Origin of the sequence: Leifsonia sp. NPDC080035 (genome assembly GCF_040050925.1) — a bacterium.
GTDB lineage: Bacteria > Actinomycetota > Actinomycetes > Actinomycetales > Microbacteriaceae > Leifsonia.
The window spans coordinates 1,581,940-1,598,204 of the sequence record NZ_CP157390.1; the positions used below are offsets into that span (position 1 = coordinate 1,581,940).

A 16,265-nucleotide genomic window follows, 5' to 3' on the forward strand; every position below is an offset into this window, starting at 1 on the left:
AGCCCACCCTAAGAGGTCGGGGTCCGCGGGGCCCAGGATGCGCGCTACCATCGCCCGATGGAGCTCACGATCCTCGGCGCCGCCAGCCACTACCCGAAGCCGGGAGCCCCGTGCTCCGGCGCGCTCCTCGAGCACGACGGTACGGCCGTGCTCGTCGACGCGGGGCCGGGGACCCTCGCGGAGCTGCAGCGGTACCGCTCGCCCGCGGACCTGGACGCCATCTGGATCTCGCACGTGCACGCCGACCACACGGCCGACCTGCTGCCCCTCTACTACGCGCTGCGCTTCGGCGACCTCCCCGAGCGGCCACCCGTCCCGGTCCTCGGGCCGCCGGACCTGCGCAAGCGTCTCGTCGCGTTCCTCGGCGGGGGAGCGGAGGACGGGATCGACGCGGCGTTCGCGTTCACGTCGCTGGCCGACAGGGACGCCCGCCGCATCGGCGCCATCGACCTCACCTGGCGGGCGGTCGACCACGACGTGCCGGCATGGGCGCTCCGCGCGGAGGCGGGTGCCGCATCCATCGTCGTCACGGGCGACGCGGCACCGTGCACCGCCCTTCAGGAGCTGGCGGCGGGATGCGACCTGCTGCTCGCGGAGGCCGGCGCCGAGCGCGAGGACGCGCATCCGGCCCACCTCACCCCCGAGCAGGCGGGCGCGCTCGCCGACACCGCCGACGCGTCCCGGCTGGTCCTCACGCACCTCGCGCTCACCCTGGACCCGGCGGACGCCGCGCGACGCGCCGCGACCCGATACGACGGTCCGGTGGAGGTCGCCGTGTCCGGTGCCCGAGTGTCGGTGGGGCTTCCTACAGTGGAGGCATGAGCCAGCTGATGCCCGAACTGCTCTCCACCTGGAGCTGGCGTCTCGACCGCGTGCGGAACGGACGCACGGTGCTCACCCGTGGACAGGCGGTCACGGCGCGCGCGGACCTCACGCACGATCGCGCCGTCCATCCCGGCGACTACGCGGGATACGAGGAGGAGTTCGCCGCGGCGGTCGACGCCCTGGAGATCCTCGCCCAGCAGCCGAACCGCACCGACGACCTGCTCTCGGTGCTCTCCGCCGAGCGTCGCCGTCGCGAGGGGGCGGACGCCCGCTCCGGCTACGCGGCCGCACCCGACCCCGCCGCAGGCCGGGGGCGCGTCTCGCTCGCGGCCGAGCACGATCGCGTCCCGAAGGGGTTGCCGGAGCTGCTGGACCAGTGGGTGCACCGGCTCATCCGGTACCGCAACGGCGCCAAGATCATCGCCCCCATCGAGGCCGCGCGCGCCGAGATCCGGCTGCGGAACGAGGCGGATCTGAACCCGGGCGCGTTCCGCAACGCGACCGCTGCGCCCTTCTACGGTCGCGTGATGCGTGCGCTCGGTGAGATCGCGACGGAGCAGCGACCCGGCATCCACGTCGGCGGTCGCGGCCCGAAGCGGGGCATCCCGGACGACACGTTCCTGTGAGCCGCCGTCGTTCGTCGCCGTGGGCGCTGCTCACGGCCGTCGTCGTGGTGGCCGTGCTCGGCGCGGGCGGATACGCCGCGCTGTCCCGAGACGGCGGCAGCGGTACGGGAGGCGGCGGGTCCGCCTCCCAGCCGGGCTCGCCGAGCGCGCCGGCCGCCCCCGGCGCGCCGGCCTCCACCGGTCCCGACCCGGCCGCCGCGACGCGCGACGCTGCCGTGCCCACGCCGGCGGACGCGCGGGCGCTGCTCGCCGGGCTCGCGGTCAAGGGCCGGGCGCCCGCGACCGGCTACGACCGCGTCGCGCGGTTCGGGGAGGCGTGGACCGATGTCGACCGCAACGGCTGCGACACCCGCGACGACGTCCTCGCCCGCGACCTCGTCGACACGACCACACGCTCGGACTGCTGGGTGCTGACCGGCACGCTGCACGACCCGTACACCGGGAGGACCATCGCCTTCCAGCGCGGCGTGCAGACCTCCGCCGCCGTGCAGATCGATCACGTCGTCGCGCTGATGGACGCGTGGCAGACCGGCGCGCAGTCCCTGAGCCAAGACCAGCGCGTCCACCTGGCGAACGACCCGCTGAACCTCGTCGCGGTGGACGGCCCGACCAACCAGGCGAAGGGGGCGGGGGACGCGGCGACGTGGCTGCCGCCGAACACCGGCTACCGGTGCGCGTACGCCTCGCGTCAGGTCGCGGTGAAGACGAAATACATGCTGTGGGTGACGCCCGCCGAGAAGGATGCGCTGGCCCGCCTGCTCTCGCGCTGCTGACGGGAGCGCGGGAGCGCATGCCGTCGCTACGATCGACCCATGACGCACCGACGCAGCCGAGCGGCGATCCGATGACCCCGGCGGAGGCCGCCGCGCTGCTCGGTGTACCGGCCGGCGCGACCGATGCCGACATCCACCGGGCGTACGCCGCGCGCGCTGCCACGACCGATCCCGCGGACTCCGTCGCCCTCGACGCGCTCGCTCGCGCCAGGGATGCGCTGCTCGCCGGCGCGTTCTGGCATCCGCCACAGGGCCCCCAGGGTCCGCAGGCAGGGACCGCCCCGGCACCGTACCCGCCGCAGCAGTACCCGCCCCAGCAGTACCCGCCGCAGCAGTACCCGCCGTACGCCCCAGCGGCCCGCCGCCCGGCGTCCACCGGCGCGATCCTCGGCTGGACGATCGGCGGCCTCGCCGGCCTGCTCGTGCTCTCCCTGGTCGCCGTGCTGCTCGTCTTCTCCGGGGTGAGCGCGCTGCGCGACGACACGTCCGTCCCCGAGTCGGCGCCGACGGCCGAAGCGGCGCCCGACGGCTCCGCGGACAGCTACGAGGTGGACGGCGTGCTGGTGGAGCCGCAGACGGACGACGGCTGGACGTTCGTGCTCACCGCGCAGGAGGACTGCCCGGCAGCCGAGGTGACGTCTGGTTTCGCGGACTCGGAGTACGGCGACACGCTCGACGAGCACACCGACACCGTCCCGCTCGAGGCCGGGGTGCCGTACACCTACACGATTCCGGACGGCGCGTCCGTCCACGACTACGCGGCCATCGACTCCATCGTGTGCGGCGAGTCGACCGATCCGACACGCGCGTAAAAATTCCGTTAGGAGTTTTCACAAACTCCTGAAACTCGCGTATTCTCACGCGCATGGAAACAGTGATTGAGGCCACCGGCCTCGAGAAGCGGTTCGGCCGGGTGCGCGCCCTCGACGGGCTCGAGCTCTCGGTCGCGGCGGGCGAGGTGCACGGCTTCCTCGGCCCGAACGGTGCCGGCAAGTCCACCACCATCCGCATCCTGCTCGGCCTCGCGCGCTCCAACGGGGGCAGCGCCAGGGTCTTCGGACGGGACCCCTGGCGGGATGCCGTCGAGCTGCACCGCCGCATCGCGTACGTCCCCGGGGACGTCAGCCTGTGGCCGAACCTCTCCGGCGGCGAGGCGGTCGACCTGCTCGCGCGCCTGCGCGGCGGCACCGCCGACAAGGCCGCGTACGCCGCCCGCAAGAAGCGGCTGATCGACGTCTTCCAGCTCGACCCCAGCAAGAAGGGCCGCGCGTACTCGAAGGGCAACCGGCAGAAGGTCGCGCTCGTCGCCGCGTTCGTCACGCCCGCCGACCTCTACATCCTCGATGAGCCGACCAGCGGCCTCGACCCGCTGATGGAGGCGACGTTCAACGCCGAGATCGCGCGCGTCGCCGCGGAGGGCGCCACGGTGCTGCTCTCCAGCCACATCCTCTCCGAGGTCGAGCAGCTGTGCGACAGGGTGAGCATCATCCGGGCCGGAAAGACGGTCGAGTCCGGCACGCTGGAACAGCTGCGGCACCTCACCCGCACCGAGATCTCGTTCGCCGCGGAGGGCGTCACGGAGGCGCAGCTCGCGCGCATCCCGGACGCGCACGACCTGCGGACCGGAAACGGCCGGGTGCGGTTCACCGCGGACAGCGATCGGCTGCCCCCGGTGCTCGCCGCCCTCGCCGACATCGACGCGAAGAGCCTCACCGTCGCCCCGCCCTCGCTGGAGGAGCTGTTCCTCCGGCACTACGGCGACGACCTTCCGGGAGGCGCAGCCGACGAGTCCGCCGCCGGGCGCCCGGCCGAGGAGGCGAAGCGGCGATGAGCACCACGACGGCCGGTCGCACGGCGGAACGCTCCGGCGAGCACACGGCAGTCCCCTCCCGGGGGCGCGGCGCGGTGCTCGCCGTGCTGGTCCGCCAGCGGCTGCGCCGCGACCGCTGGCAGCTGATCATCTGGATCCTCTGCATCGCGTTCCTGGGCCTGTTCTCCACCGCCAGCATCGAGCAGACGTACGGGACGGTCGCCAGCCGCCTCGAACTGGTCCGGCTCGCGATCGCCACACCGACCGTCCTCGTGCTCCGCGGTCTGCCGCAGGGCACCAGCCTCGCCGCCGTGGCGTTCTTCGAGGTCTTCACCTTCCTCGCGCTGCTGGCCGGCCTGATGAACACGTTCCTCGCGGTCCGGCACTCCCGGGCGGAGGAGGAGTCCGGTCGCGCCGAGCTGATCGGCTCGACCCCGGCAGGCCGCCTGCTGCCGACGACCGCGACGGTCATCCACGGCGTCATCGCCAACATCCTGCTGGCCGTGGCCACCGCGCTGGGCTTCCTCGCGGGCGGCCTTCCCGCGTACGGCTCGTTCGTGGCCGGCGCGGCCGTCGGCGGTGCCGGTGTGGCGTTCCTCGCCGTGGGCCTGCTGCTCGCCCAGCTGATGACCACCTCGCGCGGCGCGAACGGCTACGCGGCCGCGATCGTGCTGATCGCCTACGTCCTGCGCGGGATCGGCGACGCCACCGGCACCGTCTCCGCCGACGGCGTCAGCATGGTGTCGGCCTGGCCGACCTGGCTGAGCCCGATCGGCTGGGGCGAGCAGATGTCGCCGTACGTCGACGACGTGTGGTGGCCGCTGCTGCTGCAGCTCGCGTTCGCCGCGGTGCTCATCGCCGCCGTGTTCAGGCTGCAGGCGGTCCGCGACTCGGGGTCCGGCGTGTTCGCCGAGCGCGCGGGACGACGCGACGCGCTGCCCACGCTGAACGGTCCGCTCGGCCTCGCCTGGCGGCTGCAGTGGCCGATCGTGCTCGGCTGGACCATCGGCGGCCTGCTCACCGGTCTCCTCGCCGGAGCGCTCGGCAGCGTGGTCAGCTCGTCGATGGCCGACAACCCGGACCTGGCGAACATCCGGGATGCGGTGGCCAGGATCGGCGCGGGCGGCACCGGCTCCTTCGCCTCCCTGTTCATCTCGGCGATCATGTCGATCGTCGGCGTGCTCGCGGCCGCGTGCGCCGTGCAGGCGGTCATCCGGCTCCGGCAGGAGGAGGCCGGCGGCTCGGCCGAGGTGATGATGTCGACCCCGCTGTCCCGCGTGCGCTGGCTGCTGGAGTTCCTGCTGGTCGGACTGATCGCGGTCGTGCTGGTGCTGCTGGCCGCCGCGCTCGCGGCGGGGCTATCGGCGCTCGCCTCCGGCGAGAAGGGATCGATCGTGGGGGACTCCTTCGCTGCGGCCGCCGCGCAGTTCCCGGTCGCGCTGGTCTACCTCGGCGTGCTCGCCCTGGTGTTCGTGGTGCTGCCGAGCTGGACCGTCGCCGTCTCCTGGGCCACGCTCGGCCTCGGCGCGTTCATCGGCATCTTCGGTGCGCTGGTGAACCTGCCGGAGTGGCTGCGCCACGCCTCGCCGTTCGCGGACGCCCCCGTCGTGGTCGGGAAGGTTGACTGGACCGGGGGATACTGGATGATCGGCATCGCGGTGGTCGCGATCGCCGCCGCCGCGGCGCTCATCCGCCGCCGCGACTTCGCGATCGAGTAGGAGGGGCGCATGGCCAAGGACGAGCGTGCGCTCGCCGAGGTGATGGAGCACTCCGCCGGGGTGCTCATCGCCGCCGGGTTCCCGAAGATGCCCGCGCGCGTCCTGATGGCCCTCACCGTCACCGAGACGGCGGGCCTCACCGCGGCTGAGCTCGCCGAGCGGCTGGACGTCAGCGCCGCCGCCATCTCGGGCGCCGTCCGCTACCTGCAGACCCTCGGCATCGTCCGCCGCATCTCCCAGACCGGCAGCCGTCGCGACCTCTACCAGATGCCGTCGGACTGGTATGCGCTGATGGTCCGCAACAGCCCCATCTACGGCGTCCTCGCCGACCAGGCCGAGGCCGGCCTCGTGGCCGTCGGCGACCCGGACTCGCCCGCGACCGAGCGCCTCCGCGACATGGCCGGCTTCTACCGCTTCCTGCAGGGCCGCGTCCCTGAGATCATCTCCGAGTGGGAGGCGGTGCGCGCGCAGCGGGACGCGTGAGCGGGTTCAGTCGTTCGCAGCCACGGGCCGGTGCGGCACAGCGCTGATGAGGCCGAGACCGACGCTGATCCGGTCGGCCGTCTCGATCAGCTGCTCCGTGATCGTGTCGGTGTCGCGCTCGCGCATCACCGAGAGCCGCCCGGAGACGGAGATCGCGGCGACGACGCCCCCGGTGGCGTCCCGGATGGGCGCGGCGAGGCCGGACCGGCCGAGCGCCAGCTCCTGCTCCTCCACGCACACCCCGCGCACGGCGGCCGCAGCGAGCTCGGCCGTGAGCGCTGCGTGGTCCGTGATCGTGCTCGCGGTGTACGCGGGGAGGGCCTCGCCGAGCAGCGCGCGCCGCTCGTCCTCCGTGAGGTCGAGGAGGAGGCACTTGCCGAGCGCGGACGCGTGCAGCGGCTGCCCCATCCCGATCATCGTGTGCGATTTCGGGGCGAGCGCGCCCTCGAAGTGGCAGAGGTAGACGACGCTCGCGCCGTCACGGATGCCGACGTTCACGCTCAGGCCGATGCGCTGTGCCAGCTCCTGGGCCGCGGCGCGCGACTCACGGTGCACGGGGTTCTGGTTGAGGCCGTGGCTGGCGAGCTCGAGGATGGCCGTGCCGATCGAGTAGAACCCGGTCGCCGGGTCGCGCCGCACGTAGCCGAGCTCCTCGAGCGAGGTGAGCAGGCGGCCGGTCGTGGATGCGCCGAGCCCGATCGCGCGTGCCACGTCCGAGGCGCGGACCGTCTCGGAGGTGGCGGCCCCGATCGCCGTCAGCGCGGCAGCCGCGCGTCCGATGCCTTGTTGGATCTCGGCAGGCACGCACGTCTCCTCTCGCCGGGGGCGCCGGTCAGTCCCACGGGTGTGTGCGACCGCTCGGTTCAGAGTATGCCTTGATCGCCGACACGGTCACGACGCGGGCGCCTCCTGTGGCGTGGGCGGTCAGGCGCAGGGCGTCGGCCTCGACCGGCTCGAGATCGTGGATGCGATGCCGGTGCCGGTTGCGGCTCACCTCGGCGACGGCCACCCACTCGCCGTCGACGCGCGCGTCGATGCGGTAATCGGTGACGAGCTCCGGCACGACGTCGAAGTCCGTGCGGTGGTGGTGGAGGTTCACGAGGTCCTCGTCCACGTCGTCGTTGAAGACGATGCGCACCGAGCCGAGCGTGACCGGATGCTCCCAGGTCAGGGTGATGCTCTCCGGTGCGTCGCGCAGGTCCCGTCCGTCGGCGATCGTCGCGGACGACCACAGGTGCGGTCCGCCGTACGGGCGCTGGTAGCCGTCGACGACGAGCTCGGGCCGGTAGGCGGCGGTGGCCGGTGCGGCCTGGAAGGCGAAGCTCCGGCGGCGCAGCTTGCGGGCCACCCAGTCGGTGACCGGCTGGTCCTGCTCCTCGGCGATGTGATGGTCGAAGGCGGCGTCGGCGGCGAGGCGGCGCTCGAGGGCGAGCACACCGTATGGGCGATCGTGGGTGAGCAGCAGTGAGGCGTCCGCGTGCGCGCGCACCACGACGACACCGTTGCAGGAGGCAGGCGGTGTCCACCCGAACTCCGCCGTCGCGAGGCCGCCGCCCTCCCCGGCCGAGACGACCGCGGTCGTCGTCTGCACGTGCTCGATGGGGGCGTAGTTCTGGGGTCGCCCGGTTGTCCACAGCTCCACGGTGAGCTCGGTTCCTGGGGTGGCGTCCACGGCGAACGTCACGCTGTCGAGGCGCGGGTCGACCGGGAGGACGACGGCGACATCGCGGTCCAGCGGGTACCGTTCTCCCGTGCGCGCCGGCATGGTCCCGATCGTGTCGAGCGTGCTGGTGGCCGTGATCGTGGCGCGCGGCGCGAGGTCGTCCGGGTCGGCGGCGCGCAGGCCGACGACCGGCGCATCCTCCCGGGCGAGTGTGGTCAGCAGCAGGTCGAGGTGGTCGCGGCCGAGCGTTCTCGGGGTGAGGCCGTGCCGTGCGACGAGCGACGCGGCGGTGCCCGCCGCCTGCCCCTGGGTGGAGCAGGTGGCCATGACGCGGGTCGACCCGAACGCGACGTGCGAGGCCGAGATGTCGCGCCCCGCGAAGAGCAGATTCTCGACGTTGCGCGAGTACAGGCTGCGGTAGGGGATGCCATAGGTCCCCGCGCTGTAGCGCTGCTGTGCCCCGGCGCGATCCGCGTAGACACCCTCGACGGGGTGCAGGTCGATGGACCAGCCGCCGAAGGCCACCGCGTCCGGGAAGTCGACCTGGTCGAGGATGTCGTTCTGCGTGAGCGTGTGATCGCCGACGAAGCGGCGGTACTCGCGCTTGCCAGGCAGTGAGCCGACCCACTCCAGAGTCAGGTTGTCGGACTCGAAGTCGCCGGAGTTCTTGATGTGGTCCCAGATCCCGAAGACCACGCCCCAGAGCTCGTCGCGGATGCGCTCGTTCTCGGTGACCGTGTCGAGTTCGCCGCCCCACTCGATCCACCAGTAGTCGCAGCCGTTGTCGCCGGTGCGGATGATCCGATTGGTGAGGATGGGCGTGCTGCCGATGTCCTTGGCAATGCTCGGCGGCACGAATCGCGACGGGCGGCCCGCGTCCTTCGTGTAGAAGAACAGCGAGCTGCCGAGCAACTCGTCATCGGCTTCCTCCGGTGCCCATTCCTCGCCGTACTCGGAGCGTGGTTCGCGCCCGATGCGGTACTCGGCGCCGGCGAGGTGGCCGATGAGGCCGTCGCCCGTGCAGTCGAGGAAGACGGGGGCCTCGAAAGTCGTCTGCAGCTCGCTTCCCATCGTCCAGCCGGTCACGGAGCGGATCGCGCTGCCGTGCTCGTGCATCCGGACGGTGCGGACGTCCGTGTTGAGATGCAGCGTGACGTTGGGTTCCGCGCGCACCAGGTCCAGGACGACCTGGTCCCAGTAGTGCGGGTTACCCTCCGCGTTGCGGTACTGGTTCTCGAGGAACAGCTCGCCCATGATCCCGGTCTCGCGGGAGAAGCGCTGCGTTCCGTGCGCGGTCGCGCCGACGACCCACACCCGCACCTCGCTGGAGGAGTTGCCGCCGAGGACGGGCCGGTTCGTGATCAGGGCGACGGAGGACCCGAGGCGTGCGGCCGCCACGGCGGCAGAGACGCCGGCCAGCCCTCCACCGATGACGACGACGTCCGTGCTGCTCGTGCGCTCTTGCATAGGTCGACAGTATCACTGAGCGAAACGAGAGTGTCGTTAGATGGTAAGAATGTGCCGAGAGGTGGTACATTGGCGCCACCCATCCGACAATGAAGTAGGAGCCCCCATGACCCCCACCCCTCAGAACGTCGACGCAGACGTCGACGTCGCCGCCGCAGCGACGGCCGCGACACCGCTCGACGACGCCGCCCGCGCTCAGCGCATGCGGAAGGTCATCTTCGCGGCCGGGGCCGGCCACTTCGTGGAGTGGTTCGACTTCGGCCTGTACGGGACGCTCGCGACGGTCATCAGCCTGAACTTCTTCCAGCAGGGCAACACGCAGGCGGCGTTGCTCTCCGCGTTCGCGGTGTTCGGGGCCGGCTTCGTCATGCGTCCCCTCGGTGGGCTGTTCTGGGGCTCGCTCGGCGACCGCATCGGCCGTCGCACGACGCTCGCCACGGTGATCCTCGTCACCTCCGGCGCCACCGTCGTGATGGGTCTCCTCCCCACGTACGACATGGTGGGGCTCTGGGCGCCGCTGCTGCTCGTGGTCGTGCGGCTCGTCCAGGGATTCGCTGCCGGCGGTGAGAGTTCGGGGGCGACGACCCTGCTTGCCGAGTACGCGCCGTCGAACCGCCGAGGCTTCGTCTCGAGCTTCGTCGACGTCTTCGGCTTCGCTGCCTTCGTGGTGGGCGCGGGCCTCGTCCTGGTGTTCACGTCCACGCTCGGCACCGACGCCTTGAACAGCTGGGGATGGCGTGTGCTGTTCCTCCTCGCCCTGCCGCTCGGCGTCGCCGGTCTCTACCTGCGCCGCCGCCTCGAGGACACTCCGGAGTTCCGCGCCGTGCAGGCGAAGGGGGACGTGAGCGCGTCCCCGCTGCGTACGTCCATCAAGACCTCCTGGCGGGCCCTGCTGTTCTGCGTCGGGTTCGTGGTGATCAAGGCCGTCGGCCACTGGATCCTGCAGACGTTCATGCCCTCGTACCTCCAGACCGACCTGCACTACTCGCAGCCGCTGAGCTACGGCGTGACCGTGATCGGCCTGCTGGCCATCGCGGTGCTCGTCCCGTTCATGGGGTTGCTGAGCGACAAGATCGGGCGCAAACCCGTGATGATCGCCGGCTGCGTCGGCTTCCTGGTGCTCACCTACCCGACCCTCATGCTGATGAGCGTCGGCAACTTCTTCGCCGCGACCGTCGCGATGGTCCTGCTGGGCGTGTTCATGGCGGCCTTCGACGGCGCGTCGAGCGCGGCGATGGCCGAGCTCTTCCCGACCAACATCCGCTACGGCAGCATGGCCATCGCGTACAACTTCTCCGTCGCGATCTTCGGCGGCATCACCCCGTACTTCGCGACCTGGCTGATCGCCTCCACCGGCAACACCTTCGCTCCAGCGTTCTACGTCATGGCCGCGGCCCTGATCACGCTGATCACGGTGCTGCGGGCGCGTGAGACCTTCCGCAAGCCGCTCGAAGTCTGACCAGCACTGCCCAGGACAGGAGAAAACCCATGCGCATCGCCGTCACCGGCGCATCAGGCCGCGTCGGCCGCGCCGTCACCGCCCAGCTCGTCGAGCGCGGGCACAGCGTCCTCGGTCTCGACCTCGTCCCGCCGCGGCAGCCTGTGGACGGCGCCGACTACCTGATCGGCGACCTCGCCGGGCTGCCCGCCGCCGATCCGCGGCTGGACGGCGTGGAGGCCGTCGCGCACCTCGGCGCGTACATGTCGTGGGACCCGGCGGACGCCGAGAAGCTCTTCGATGCGAACGTCACCGCGACCATGCGGCTCATCCGCGCGCTGGGGTGGTCCGTGCGTCGTTTCGTGCTGGCCTCCACCGGCGAGGTCTACCCGGAGAACGCGCCCGCCTACCAGCCGCTCGATGAGGACCACCCCCGCAACCCGACCACCTGGTACGGCGCGAGCAAGGTGCTCGCTGAGGACCTCGTGGCGTTCGCGGGCCGGACCAACGGCTGGTCGACGGTGGTGCTCCGGTTCTCGCACACCCAGGACCCCGCCGAGATCCTCGACCCCGACTCCTTCTTCTCCGGCCCGCGCTTCTTCGCGAGCCGGCGCATCGCCCGCGAGCGCGCCGCGGGGAACGCTGAGGTGGTCGCCGCCCTGGAGCCGTTCGCGGGCGACGACGGCACCCTGCTGGTCGCGTCGCGCGCCGACGGGGCCCCCGTGGCCATGGGCATCCTGGCGACGCCGGATCTCGCCGCGGGCGTCGTCCTCGCCCTGGAGGCGGACACGGACGGGCACGAGGTGATCGGCCTCGGCCCCGACGAGTCCACCGACCTCGGCCTATTCGCGCGCGAACTCGCCGAGGCGGCGGGGCTGGGAACGGTCGAGGTGACACTCCCCGTCACCGCGCCGAGCTACACGACCTCGAACGCCAGGGCGCGCGACCTCCTCGGCTTTCGCCCGACCGTCGACCGGGCCGAGTTCGTCCGCCGCGCTGCCGAGGCGCACAAAGCGCGAGTGCAGCTGAACGCGTAGACGCCGCGGCCGCAGCCGACGCTCCGGGCGAGGCGCACCCTGTGGCGTCTTCGTACCGTGGAGGCTGGATCACGGTCGTCGTCGTGGCATCCTCGATGATGTCGACGCCGATGCTTGTGGGCACGGGCGATGACGACGGCGCAGCGATGTCGTAGTGAACGAGGGCGGGGCGATCATTGCGGCCGTTCCAAGACCGTTTCGACGCACTCGGAGGATGACGACATTGGCAACGACGATGAGCCTTGAGGAGCGGGTCGCGTTCCTGGACAGTGTGATTTGGTCCAAGTTCGCAGCGATGGACGACATCGTGGTGGAGGTGAATCCGTCGGCGGGAACGATTCTTCTGCGGGAGCAGCCGGGTGGGTTTTCTGATCCAAACCATCTGCTGATTGTGGATTTCTCGGTCAAGCGTGCTGCGGCCGAGTGGGATGACCTGGTGAGAGAGGGTCGCGAGGTTGACCTTGACATGTGGAAGGGCGTGGACAGGGACGACGAGTCCGCTGTTGTCGTGGCGTTGCTTGTCGAGCGGCTAGATGGTGCCGCGATAGAGACCGGTTCGCCGTGTACGCATCTTGTGTACGGTTTGTGTGATTTCAATATCGTGCTTGAGCCGGGCTCACGGGTGTACCCGCCGTCGCAGGACAAGTGGGGCAAGGAGGTCTCGTGGATGTCTCTGGAGCGATTCGCCTCCGAGCAGTTCTGGTTCCGTGATCCCCCGCCCAAGTCGCTCTGAGGGACTCATGGGTTGCGGAGGTCGGGCGGGGATCGCATCGTGTTCGCATTCTGCGGCCGGTTCGGCGCAGGGTCGCTGGCCCACGCGAACGAGGAGGAACGAAGCGTGAAGAGATGTGATTGGGTCGGCTCGTATCGACCGCTGCATGCCGGGGCGGAGTACCTGACCTTCGGATCGGATTCCGATCGGGTTCTTCTCGTCGGGGGTGGGTGCCTCGATGTGTACACGGACGGTTACGGCGACCAACCGGACTTCCTTCACTTTCAGGACAGCTTCGTCGGGAGCGTCCCCTCTGTGGCTCTCTTCGAGTCGGTGGTGATAGATCGAGCGGCCGTGCGTCGGATCCTTCCAGGGAAACTGGACGAACTTGATCCGGACTACGATGAGCCCCCGTTTCGGACCGTTGCGGAGGGGCTGAAGCGTTGGCGAGTGGAACTGCGGTCGGGACGTTCGATGTTGGTGCTGGCGCATCGGTGGCGTCGGCAGGGGCTCGGCAGGCTTGTGTTCGATGTTCTGACGGTCGGTGGCCGGCCGCCGGAGGTTCTTCCGTTGCTGTCGATCACGAGGTGGTCGGTTCGATCGATCGAGGAGGTCGAGCTGGTGGCGCCGGGGGACTATGAGTACTAAGGAGAGCCGTGCGGTGTTGCCGAGGAGTTGGGACACTCGGTTCGATCTCAGATTCGTGAAGTTCGGTGGAGGTGCGACGCTTGAGTTCGTCGCCGATGGTGATGGGCACTTGCTCGGCGGGTTCTCCTTCCAGCGTGTGCGTGCCGTTCGCACGGCGGCGGAGTCGCTTTCGGATTCCTGGCATATCACGGGCGCATATCAGGAGCTGGTCGAGATTGTTGATTCTGAGTGGGTTGCGAGTCTGAAGCCGAGGGAGATCGAGTTGTTCCACCCGAGGCATTTCCTCATTTATGTGGAGGATTACGGTTACGACGAGCTTCTGGCGGCCGACTGGGCATGGTTACCCGCCGAGCCTGGCACAACACCGTGAGGGAGTCCGTTGGTCGCGTCAGCAGTGTCGGTCGCTGACCACGACGAGTGCCGTGCCCCGTCGCGTCTGCGGTGGGGCGCCATCGCGCAGACGTGACCTGCCGCCGCAGGAACGGTGCCCCGCCTCCCGCCCGGCGAGGCACCCCCGCCCATCCTGCGAGAACTGACATCCTGGCGGGAGACACCACAGGGGGCACCACCGCATGCGTTTCATCACTCCGCGCGAGAAGGCGATCGTCGTCGCGATCCTGCTGGCGGTGAACCTGGTGTTCATCCTCGTCTTTGACGCGCTGCACTCGGAGGTCGCATCCATCGTGCTGACCGTCGTGCAGACCGCGGGCTGGTACCTTGCCACCCGGGTCTTCCGCGGGCCCGGCGAGAACGTCGCCGCGCTGCGGCCCTGGTGGCGGATGACGAACCGGCCGCTGCTCTCCGGCGTGTTCGGGGTGGGATACGGACTGATGGCCGTCGTGAACATCGGGTTCTCGATCGCCGGATACGGCAGCGCGTCCGGCACCGTGTCGATCCTCGCCGAGCTGCTCCTCGCCGGGCTGTTCCTGCTCTCGTTCTCACGCCTGCGCGCGCTGGCCCCCGCGCGCGCCTGACGAATAGGCTGGGGCAATGACCCTGGCATCCGGCATCGCCTCCGACGAACTCGACCCCACGATCCGCCCGCAGGACGACCTCTTCCGGCACGTGAATGGCAAGTGGCTGGATCGCACTGAGATCCCCGCGGACAAGGCCCGCTGGGGCTCGTTCATGATCCTCGCCGAGGAGGCGGAGGCCGCGGTGCGCGAGATCATCGAGGCCGCGCAGACCGCGCCCGAGGGCACCGAGGAGCGGAAGTTCGGCGACCTCTTCGCGAGCTTCATGGACGAGGACCGTGTGGAGCAGCTCGGCACGAAGCCGATCGAGGCGCAGCTCGCGCTCGCGAGCGACGTGGACGGCATCCCCGCCCTGCTCGAGACGGTCGGCCGGCTGGAGCGGCACGGCGTCGGCGGCTTCTACCAGCTGTTCGTCGACAACGACCCCGGCAACCCGGAGCGCTACCTGGTCTTCGCCGAGCAGGCGGGCATCTCGCTGCCGGACGAGTCCTACTTCCGCGAGGAGCGGTTCGCGCCGGTGCGCGAGGCGTTCGTCGCGCACATCCAGAGGATGTTCGAGCTCGCCGGGTTCGAGGATGCACCGGAGCGCGCGCAGCGGGTCTTCGACCTCGAGACCGAGATCGCCGCGCAGCACTGGGACAACGTCGCCTCCCGCGACTCCGAGAAGACCTACAACCTGTACTCGTGGGCGGACGCGAACGCGCTGTTCACCGGCGGCGCGACCGCGGCGGCAGCGCCCGGCGCCGACCTCCAGACCTGGGCGAAGGGCCTCGGCGCCCCGGAGGGCGCCTTCGACGAGCTGGTGCTGCGCCAGCCGTCGTTCGCCTCCGGCCTCGCGACCCTCCTCACCGAGGACCGCCTGCAGTCGTGGAAGGACTGGCTGGCCTGGCAGATCATCCACGGCTCGGCTCCGTACCTCAGCGGCGACTTCGTCGACGCGAACTTCGACTTCTACGGCCGCACCCTCACCGGCACCCCGGAGATGCGGGCGCGCTGGAAGCGCGGCGTCTCCCTGGTCGAGGGTGCGATGGGCGAGGCGGTCGGCCGCATCTACGTCGAGAAGCACTTCCCACCCGCGGCGAAGAACGCGATGGACGAGCTGGTCGCGAACCTCATCGAGGCCTACCGCCAGAGCATCCGGACGCTCGAATGGATGGGCGAGGACACTCGCAACCGCGCGCTCGACAAGCTCGACAAGTTCACGCCCAAGATCGGCTACCCGGTGAAGTGGCGCGACTACTCCGCGCTGCAGATCGACCCGACCGACCTGGCCGGTAACGCGCGCGCGGCCGCACTGTTCGAGTTCAACCGCGAGCTCGGCAAGATCGGCAAGCCACTCGATCGCGACGAGTGGTTCATGACGCCGCAGACCATCAACGCGTACTACAACCCCGGCTTCAACGAGATCGTGTTCCCCGCCGCGATCCTCCAGTACCCGTTCTTCGACGCCGACAGGGACGCCGCGGCCAACTACGGCGCGATCGGCGCGGTCATCGGCCACGAGATCGGCCACGGCTTCGACGACCAGGGCTCCAAGTTCGACGGCGACGGCCGGCTCGAGGACTGGTGGACCGCCGCCGACCGCGCCGCGTTCGAGAAGCGCACCGGCAGCCTCATCGAGCAGTACAACGCGCTCGCGCCCGCGCAGGTGCCGGAGCACCACGTCAACGGCGCCCTGACGATCGGCGAGAACATCGGCGACCTGGGCGGCCTCGGCATCGCCTGGAAGGCCTACCTGCTCTCCCTCGACGGCCAGGAGCCGCCCGTGATCGACGGACTGACCGGCGCAGAGCGGTTCTTCCTGTCGTGGGCGCAGGCCTGGCAGCAGAAGGGCCGCGACGCCGAGGTGATCCGCTTGCTCGCGATCGACCCGCACTCGCCGAACGAGTTCCGCTGCAACCAGATCGTGCGCAACATCGACGCCTTCTACGAGACGTTCGGGGTCGCCGAGACCGACGCGCTGTGGCTCGCACCCGAGGAGCGCGTGACCATCTGGTGACCGGGCACTGGTTCGGAGGGATCGCTTCCCTCCGAACCCCCCGCGCGGGGTAACATCGTCGATGTCGTCGCCCCCGCCACCGCGCCGGGAGG

16 protein-coding genes are annotated in these 16,265 nt (G+C 70.5%); 14 read left to right on the forward strand and 2 right to left on the reverse strand.

Going from position 1 to position 16,265, the window contains the following annotated elements:
* Positions 1 to 57 precede the first annotated feature (57 nt).
* The 7 genes from AAME72_RS07815 to AAME72_RS07845 all read left to right on the forward strand — a co-directional run bounded on the left by AAME72_RS07815 (position 58) and on the right by AAME72_RS07845 (position 6,235).
* Complete coding sequence (locus AAME72_RS07815) at positions 58 to 822, forward strand: MBL fold metallo-hydrolase (RefSeq protein ID WP_348789675.1); 765 nt, start codon at positions 58 to 60, stop codon at positions 820 to 822.
* Positions 819 to 1,451, forward strand: a complete 633-nt coding sequence (locus AAME72_RS07820) for a hypothetical protein (protein ID WP_348789676.1) — start codon at positions 819 to 821, stop codon at positions 1,449 to 1,451. The genes AAME72_RS07815 and AAME72_RS07820 overlap by 4 nt, the downstream gene beginning before the upstream one ends.
* Positions 1,448 to 2,224, forward strand: coding sequence for an HNH endonuclease family protein (locus tag AAME72_RS07825; RefSeq protein WP_348789677.1), 777 nt, complete (start codon positions 1,448 to 1,450; stop codon positions 2,222 to 2,224). The genes AAME72_RS07820 and AAME72_RS07825 overlap by 4 nt, the downstream gene beginning before the upstream one ends.
* Before the next feature lie 71 nt (positions 2,225 to 2,295).
* Positions 2,296 to 3,036: a hypothetical protein gene (locus AAME72_RS07830; RefSeq protein ID WP_348789678.1), complete on the forward strand. Its 741-nt coding sequence runs from the start codon at positions 2,296 to 2,298 to the stop codon at positions 3,034 to 3,036.
* Between the two features lie 53 nt (positions 3,037 to 3,089).
* The gene (locus AAME72_RS07835) at positions 3,090 to 4,055 is read left to right on the forward strand and encodes an ABC transporter ATP-binding protein (protein ID WP_348789679.1); all 966 of its coding nucleotides are present in this window, start codon (positions 3,090 to 3,092) and stop codon (positions 4,053 to 4,055) included.
* Entirely contained in the window at positions 4,052 to 5,752 is a 1,701-nt protein-coding gene (locus AAME72_RS07840) for a hypothetical protein (protein WP_348789680.1), read from the forward strand. Before AAME72_RS07835 ends, AAME72_RS07840 begins: the two co-directional genes overlap by 4 nt.
* 9 nt (positions 5,753 to 5,761) lie before the next feature.
* Complete coding sequence (locus tag AAME72_RS07845) at positions 5,762 to 6,235, forward strand: MarR family transcriptional regulator (RefSeq protein ID WP_348789681.1); 474 nt, start codon at positions 5,762 to 5,764, stop codon at positions 6,233 to 6,235.
* A 6-nt stretch (positions 6,236 to 6,241) separates the two neighbouring features.
* On the opposite strand, the gene AAME72_RS07850 is transcribed toward AAME72_RS07845, so the two are convergent.
* Together AAME72_RS07850 and AAME72_RS07855 are read right to left on the reverse strand one after the other, a co-directional pair.
* Complete coding sequence (locus AAME72_RS07850; RefSeq protein WP_348789682.1) at positions 6,242 to 7,039, reverse strand: IclR family transcriptional regulator; 798 nt, start codon at positions 7,037 to 7,039, stop codon at positions 6,242 to 6,244.
* A gap of 28 nt (positions 7,040 to 7,067) precedes the next feature.
* Positions 7,068 to 9,365: an FAD-dependent oxidoreductase gene (locus tag AAME72_RS07855; RefSeq protein ID WP_348789683.1), complete on the reverse strand. Its 2,298-nt coding sequence runs from the start codon at positions 9,363 to 9,365 to the stop codon at positions 7,068 to 7,070.
* Between the two features lie 106 nt (positions 9,366 to 9,471).
* Here AAME72_RS07855 and AAME72_RS07860 point away from each other — a divergent pair, with 106 nt between their 5' ends.
* The 7 genes from AAME72_RS07860 to AAME72_RS07890 all read left to right on the forward strand — a co-directional run bounded on the left by AAME72_RS07860 (position 9,472) and on the right by AAME72_RS07890 (position 16,173).
* Positions 9,472 to 10,824 (forward strand): MFS transporter, encoded by a 1,353-nt coding sequence (locus tag AAME72_RS07860; protein WP_348789684.1) that lies wholly within the window; start codon positions 9,472 to 9,474, stop codon positions 10,822 to 10,824.
* 29 nt (positions 10,825 to 10,853) lie between these two features.
* Positions 10,854 to 11,840 (forward strand): NAD(P)-dependent oxidoreductase, encoded by a 987-nt coding sequence (locus AAME72_RS07865; protein WP_348789685.1) that lies wholly within the window; start codon positions 10,854 to 10,856, stop codon positions 11,838 to 11,840.
* 223 nt (positions 11,841 to 12,063) lie between these two features.
* The gene (locus tag AAME72_RS07870) at positions 12,064 to 12,573 is read left to right on the forward strand and encodes a hypothetical protein (RefSeq protein ID WP_348789686.1); all 510 of its coding nucleotides are present in this window, start codon (positions 12,064 to 12,066) and stop codon (positions 12,571 to 12,573) included.
* A gap of 39 nt (positions 12,574 to 12,612) precedes the next feature.
* The gene (locus AAME72_RS07875; protein ID WP_348789687.1) at positions 12,613 to 13,200 is read left to right on the forward strand and encodes a hypothetical protein; all 588 of its coding nucleotides are present in this window, start codon (positions 12,613 to 12,615) and stop codon (positions 13,198 to 13,200) included.
* Between the two features lie 55 nt (positions 13,201 to 13,255).
* Complete coding sequence (locus AAME72_RS07880; RefSeq protein WP_348789688.1) at positions 13,256 to 13,570, forward strand: hypothetical protein; 315 nt, start codon at positions 13,256 to 13,258, stop codon at positions 13,568 to 13,570.
* 202 nt (positions 13,571 to 13,772) lie between these two features.
* Entirely contained in the window at positions 13,773 to 14,174 is a 402-nt protein-coding gene (locus AAME72_RS07885; RefSeq protein WP_348789689.1) for a hypothetical protein, read from the forward strand.
* A gap of 16 nt (positions 14,175 to 14,190) precedes the next feature.
* Positions 14,191 to 16,173, forward strand: a complete 1,983-nt coding sequence (locus tag AAME72_RS07890; protein WP_348789690.1) for a M13-type metalloendopeptidase — start codon at positions 14,191 to 14,193, stop codon at positions 16,171 to 16,173.
* Positions 16,174 to 16,265 lie beyond the last annotated feature (92 nt).

Bases quoted from the DNA above. Each gene is read 5' to 3' on its own strand.
- AAME72_RS07815 (WP_348789675.1), top strand. From the start codon at position 58: ATGGAGCTCACGATCCTCGGCGCCGCCAGCCACTACCCGAAGCCGGGA.
- AAME72_RS07820 (WP_348789676.1), top strand. From the start codon at position 819: ATGAGCCAGCTGATGCCCGAACTGCTCTCCACCTGGAGCTGGCGTCTC.
- AAME72_RS07830 (WP_348789678.1), top strand. From the start codon at position 2,296: ATGACCCCGGCGGAGGCCGCCGCGCTGCTCGGTGTACCGGCCGGCGCG.
- AAME72_RS07835 (WP_348789679.1), top strand. From the start codon at position 3,090: ATGGAAACAGTGATTGAGGCCACCGGCCTCGAGAAGCGGTTCGGCCGG.
- AAME72_RS07840 (WP_348789680.1), top strand. From the start codon at position 4,052: ATGAGCACCACGACGGCCGGTCGCACGGCGGAACGCTCCGGCGAGCAC.
- AAME72_RS07845 (WP_348789681.1), top strand. From the start codon at position 5,762: ATGGCCAAGGACGAGCGTGCGCTCGCCGAGGTGATGGAGCACTCCGCC.
- AAME72_RS07855 (WP_348789683.1), bottom strand. From the start codon at position 9,365: ATGCAAGAGCGCACGAGCAGCACGGACGTCGTCGTCATCGGTGGAGGG.
- AAME72_RS07860 (WP_348789684.1), top strand. From the start codon at position 9,472: ATGACCCCCACCCCTCAGAACGTCGACGCAGACGTCGACGTCGCCGCC.
- AAME72_RS07865 (WP_348789685.1), top strand. From the start codon at position 10,854: ATGCGCATCGCCGTCACCGGCGCATCAGGCCGCGTCGGCCGCGCCGTC.
- AAME72_RS07885 (WP_348789689.1), top strand. From the start codon at position 13,773: ATGCGTTTCATCACTCCGCGCGAGAAGGCGATCGTCGTCGCGATCCTG.
- AAME72_RS07890 (WP_348789690.1), top strand. From the start codon at position 14,191: ATGACCCTGGCATCCGGCATCGCCTCCGACGAACTCGACCCCACGATC.